This is a genomic window from Nocardia sp., assembly GCF_025465275.1.
GTDB lineage: Bacteria > Actinomycetota > Actinomycetes > Mycobacteriales > Mycobacteriaceae > Nocardia.
Genome location: NZ_JAODNK010000046.1, coordinates 1 through 5,024, shown reverse-complemented (window position 1 = coordinate 5,024; position 5,024 = coordinate 1). Strand labels below are relative to the sequence as shown.

Annotated in this window: 7 protein-coding genes; 3 read left to right on the top strand and 4 right to left on the bottom strand. The window is 65.9% G+C overall.

Annotated elements, in window-relative coordinates; all coding sequences use genetic code 11:
• Positions 1-468, top strand: a 468-nt coding sequence (locus JWN03_RS10150) for a carboxylate-amine ligase (protein WP_441342963.1), incomplete at its 5' end; no start/stop codon positions are given.
• Between the two features lie 13 nt (positions 469-481).
• Here JWN03_RS10150 and JWN03_RS10145 read toward each other — a convergent pair.
• From JWN03_RS10145 to JWN03_RS10130, 4 genes are all read right to left on the bottom strand, one after another.
• On the bottom strand, positions 482-1,018 hold the full coding sequence (locus JWN03_RS10145) for a DUF4333 domain-containing protein (protein ID WP_297613112.1): 537 nt from the start codon (positions 1,016-1,018) through the stop codon (positions 482-484).
• A 111-nt stretch (positions 1,019-1,129) separates the two neighbouring features.
• On the bottom strand, positions 1,130-1,759 hold the full coding sequence (locus tag JWN03_RS10140) for an MBL fold metallo-hydrolase (protein WP_441342964.1): 630 nt from the start codon (positions 1,757-1,759) through the stop codon (positions 1,130-1,132).
• Entirely contained in the window at positions 1,756-2,841 is a 1,086-nt protein-coding gene (locus tag JWN03_RS10135) for an S-(hydroxymethyl)mycothiol dehydrogenase (RefSeq protein ID WP_297613106.1), read from the bottom strand. Before JWN03_RS10135 ends, JWN03_RS10140 begins: the two co-directional genes overlap by 4 nt.
• Positions 2,842-2,918: 77 nt before the next feature.
• Positions 2,919-3,794: a LysR family transcriptional regulator ArgP gene (locus JWN03_RS10130; RefSeq protein ID WP_297613104.1), complete on the bottom strand. Its 876-nt coding sequence runs from the start codon at positions 3,792-3,794 to the stop codon at positions 2,919-2,921.
• 123 nt (positions 3,795-3,917) lie between these two features.
• Between JWN03_RS10130 and JWN03_RS10125 the strand changes: the two genes are divergently transcribed.
• Complete coding sequence (locus JWN03_RS10125; protein ID WP_297613114.1) at positions 3,918-4,484, top strand: LysE/ArgO family amino acid transporter; 567 nt, start codon at positions 3,918-3,920, stop codon at positions 4,482-4,484.
• A gap of 4 nt (positions 4,485-4,488) precedes the next feature.
• Positions 4,489-5,001 carry an RICIN domain-containing protein gene (locus JWN03_RS10120; RefSeq protein ID WP_297613102.1) on the top strand — a complete coding sequence of 171 codons (513 nt, stop codon included), beginning with the start codon at positions 4,489-4,491 and terminating at the stop codon, positions 4,999-5,001.
• Positions 5,002-5,024: the final 23 nt, after the last annotated feature.

Here is a 5,024-nt window from a genome sequence, read left to right as displayed (position 1 = left end):
CTGGACCGCAAGATGGTGTATTGGGATGTGCGCCCGTCGGTTACGTTCCCCACCGTCGAGGTCCGCGTCAGCGATGTACCGGCTACCGTGGAGGAAACCGCGCTACTGGCCACGCTGGTCCGGGCCGGGGTAATGACCGCGCGCCGCGCCGCGGTGACACCGGTGATATCGGAAGTCATACTGCGCGCGGCATATTGGCGCGCTGCGCACGAGGGTATGGACGGTCCGGCCATCGATCCCGCGGACGGACGGACCATCCCGATGCAGGATCTGCTGGCGAAACTCATCGAACTGGTCCGGCCCGCCCTGAAGGAGCTCGGCGATGTGGGCTTCGTAGACGACACTCTCGCCGCGCTACTCGCGCGCGGCAACGGTGCGCGCCGGCAGCTCAGGGCTTTTCGCGCGCGCGGCGAGGTGGCCGATGTGGTCGAGGAACTGGCCGAGGCCACCCTCGACACCTGCCGCTGACCTGCCTACTTCACTATGGCATCGGCTGATCGTCCACGACCATGTTGTAGTTGACCGTCTCGCCCTCCACATTGGTGGTGGTGACCGTGACTCCCCAACGGGTGGCGTCGGTTTCGGTGATCACACAGCGCACGCTGGCGCCGGTGGCCCCGCGTAGCAGGCCGTTGCAGGTGCTGGAGGTCGGCGCCGTCCCGACCTTGTCCTGATAGAACTTGGACACATTGGTGGCGATATCGTCCGGCCCGAGGAACTTGTCGGCGAAAACGATGTCGTACGAGGCGGTGTCGCCGTCGACCTTGGTCACCGTGGCGGTGGTCTTCCAGGTCTGGTTATCGGCGGAGGTGACGGTGCACTGCTGGGTGGCGCCGACCTCGGCCTTCAAACTCCCGTCGCACACAGTGGATTTCGCATCCTCGTGCGACTTGTCGTGGAAGACGCCGGCGGTCTTGGTCTCCACATCGCTCTTGCTCACCGACCCAGGGCTGGAGGAGCAGCCGATGGCGAACAACGGGATAGACGCAACGGCTATAACAGCAGCTATATTTCGCATGGCGGGAATTATCCGGTCGCGGACCTGGGCGTTAAGCCGGATTTGCCAGTAGATACAGTGAACGCGGTGTGAGCCCGGCGCGTCGGGCCCACACCACGTTACATATGACGGTCAGTTGTCGCGCGCACGCCACTCTTCGAGTTGCGGGGCCTCCGCGCCGATGGTGGTGGATTCACCGTGGCCGGTGTGCACGAGGGTCTCCGGCGGCAGCCCGAGCAGCCGGTCGGCAATGGAGGCGACGATGGTGTCGTAGTCCGAGTAGGACCGTCCCGTCGCGCCCGGACCACCGTGGAACAGCGTGTCGCCGGTGAAAACCACACCCAGATCAGCGGAGTAGAAGCAGACCGCGCCCGGCGCATGGCCGGGTGTGTGCAGCACCTGCAATTCGGTGCCGCCCACCGCGATGATCTGCTTGTCCGAAAGTTCGCCGTCGGGAGCGATATCCGGATGGGTCAGGCGCCACAGCACCAGATCGTCCGGATGCAGCAGAATCGGCGCGCCGGTGGCGGCGGCCAGTTCCGGCGCGACCCGGATGTGATCGTCGTGCGCATGCGTGGCCAGAATCGCCCGTACCTTGCGCGTGCCCACCACATCGAGAATCGCCGGAACACTGTGCGGCGCATCGATAATGACGCACTCCAGGTCGTCGCCGACCACCCAGACATTGTTCTCGACCTCGAAGGTCTCACCGTCCAGGCTGAAGGTGCCCGAGGTGGTGGCGTGATCGATATGCGCCATCAGAACACCACCACCGAGCGCAGGACCTCACCGTCGTGCATCTTGGTGAAGGCGGCTTCGATATCGGTCAGCGAAATGGTCTCGGTGACAAAGGCATCCAGATCGAACCGGCCCTGCTTGTAGAGCTCGATGAGGTACGGGAAGTCCCGCGACGGCAGGCAGTCGCCGTACCAGGAGGACTTCAAAGACCCACCACGCGAGAAGAAATCGATGAGCGGCATCTCCAGCTTCATATCCGGAGTCGGCACGCCGACCAGCACCACGGTGCCCGCCAGATCGCGCGCGTAGAAGGCCTGCTTCCAGGTCTCCGGGCGGCCGACCGCGTCGATCACCACATCGGCGCCGAAACCGCCGGTCAGTTCCTGAACCCGCTCCACCGCGTCCTCTTTCGAGGCGTTCACGGTGTGGGTAGCACCGAACCCGGTGGCCCACTCCAGCTTCCGCTCATCGATATCGACGGCGATGACGGTGGTCGCACCCGCCAGCTTCGCACCCGCGACAGCGGCATTGCCCACGCCGCCGCAACCGATCACGGCCACACTGTCACCGCGGCTCACATTGCCGGTATTGATGGCGGCGCCGAGTCCGGCCATCACACCGCAGCCCAGCAGCCCGGCCGCGACCGGTGAGGCGGTCGGGTCCACCTTGGTGCACTGTCCGGCATGCACGAGGGTCTTCTCCGCGAACGCGCCGATACCCAGCGCCGGGGTGAGCGGCGTGCCATCGGTGAGCGTCATCGGCTGTGCCGCATTGTGAGTGGAGAAGCAGTACCACGGCTTGCCCTTGCGGCAGGCGCGACAATTGCCGCATACGGCACGCCAGTTCAGGATGACAAAATCGCCGGGCTCCACATCGGTGACACCCTCGCCCACCGATTCCACGATCCCCGCGGCCTCATGGCCGAGCAGGAACGGGAATTCGTCATTGATACCGCCCTGGCGGTAGTGCAGATCGGTGTGGCACACCCCACACGCCTGCACCTGCACCACGGCCTCGCCGGGGCCAGGGTCGGGGATGACGATCTCTGTCACTTCGACTGGGGCATTCTTCGAGCGTGCGATGACGCCGCGCACAACTTGGGACACGTAATGCCTTTCTCTGCAAAGCACAATCTCGATCGACTATGGCATGCCCGGGACCGAACGTTCATAGCAGCGGGCTGTCAGAGCAGCGCCGCCGCGGCTTCGGCAATGGTTGTCGCGACCATACCGAGTGCGGGGGAGTCCAGTCGCCACTGCTGCCAGTAGAGCGGCACATCGATATGGACCGCGCTGTCCAGCGGGACGAGCTTATCGCCGGGGCGCGTCTGCAGGTCCGGCATCATGCCCCAGCCCAAGCCGAAACGGATGGCGTCGGCGTATGCCGCCGAGGACGGAATGTAGTGCCGGGGTGGGTCCACCGGTTTGCGGGTGTATCGCCGCATGAGCCGGAACTGCAGATCGTCCTTGCGGTCGAACAGGATGACCGGTGCGACCGCGAACGCCTGCGCGGTGGGCCCGTCGGGGAACCAGGTGCGAGCGAACTCGGCGTTCGCGGTCGGCCGATAGCGCATGGCCCCGAGCCGCCGGACCGTGCAGCCCTGCACCGCCGCGGCGGTCGAGGTGATGGCCGCCATGACCGTGCCGTCGCGCAGCAGCCGGGTGGTGTGCTCCTCGTCCTCACGATGGATCTCGAAGGTCACGCCCGCGGCGGCGCGGCCCAGCGCGGACATGACCCAGGTCTGCAGTGAATCGGCATTGACCGCAATGGGGATATTGACCAGGCGCGCGGCGGGCTGATTCTCATCACCCAGCTCCCGCGCGGTATCGCTGGTCAGAAGCTGCACCTGCTTGGCCAGTCGCAGCACGGTCAGCCCGGATTCGGTGGGCTGCACCGGTTTGGTGCGCTGCACCAGAATCCGCCCGGCGGAATCCTCCAGCGCCTTGATGCGCTGGCTGATTGCCGACGGCGTCACCTTGAGCCGGCGCGCGGCGGCCTCGAAGGTGCCCTCGCTGATGACCGCATCGAGTGCGCGGAGCTGATCGAGCTGCAGATCCATAGTAAGGAACTCTAATCGTGCTTCAGAATGATTAGCTGGCCTGGTGCTGGTCGCCCGCCTAGTTTCGATGGAGTGAACGTCTCATCGGCGGCCCTGGCGGCCATTTCAGGACTCGGCTTCGGTATGTCCCTCATAGTGGCGATCGGCGCGCAAAACGCTTTTGTGCTGCGCCAGGGCATTCGACGCGAGCATGTCCTGCCGGTGGTGGCGGTCTGCGCGCTATCCGACGTGGCTCTGATCACCATCGGCGTCGCAGGCTTCGGCGCGGTGGTGCATGCGGCGCCGCTGGTGCTGACCCTCGCCAAGTACGGGGGCATCGCCTTCCTGCTCGGCTATGCGGCGCTGGCCGCCAAGCGCGCGTTCTCGGCCTCCGGGCTCAGTGCCGGAGGCGGTACCCCGATCGCCCTGGGCGCGGCCATTGCCACCTGCCTGGCGGTGACCTGGCTCAACCCGCACGCCTATCTCGACACCATGGTCCTGCTCGGCTCGTTCGCGAGCACCTATGCGTCTCCCGACCGCTGGTTCCTGGCCGCCGGTGCCATGGTCGGCAGCATTATCTGGTTCGTCGCACTGGGTTTCGGCGCGCGCCTGCTGGGCCCGCTGTTCGCCAAGCCGATGGCCTGGCGAGTCCTCGACACAGTCATCGCCCTCGTAATGACCGGCCTCGCAATAGGCCTACTCGTAAGCTAGCCCGATGCCCGGAATCGCCAATACGCCCTTTCGCACCGTCATCGTGCGCGTGCTCGCCGTCACCGCTGTACCGCTGGCGGCGATGCTCGCCGGAGTAGGTCCGGCCGCCGCACAGGCCAATGGCCCAGTATCGAACGCGCGCAGCGGGTTGTGCGTGGACACCAATGGCGATCCGGGTGTGGTGAACACCGGCCTGCTGGTGCGCGACTGCGGTGATCTCCCGGGACAGGCCTGGACCTTCGACCCCGCGTCCGGCCGGTTGTCGAATGTGAACAGCGGGTTGTGCGTCGACACCAACGGCGACCCCGGAGTAGCGAATACCGCTCTCCTGCTTCGCAGTTGCACCGACAACGCCGGCCAGTTCTGGACCTACGACGGTGCAACCGCCCGATTCACGAACCTGCACAGCGGATTGTGCGTCGACACGGCGGGCGACCCGGCAGCAGCGAACACCGCCCTGGTCCTCCGCACCTGCGGAACCGGCACCGGCCAACTCTGGACCGTACCCGCCGCATAGTCCCGACACCCCGCGTCGACACC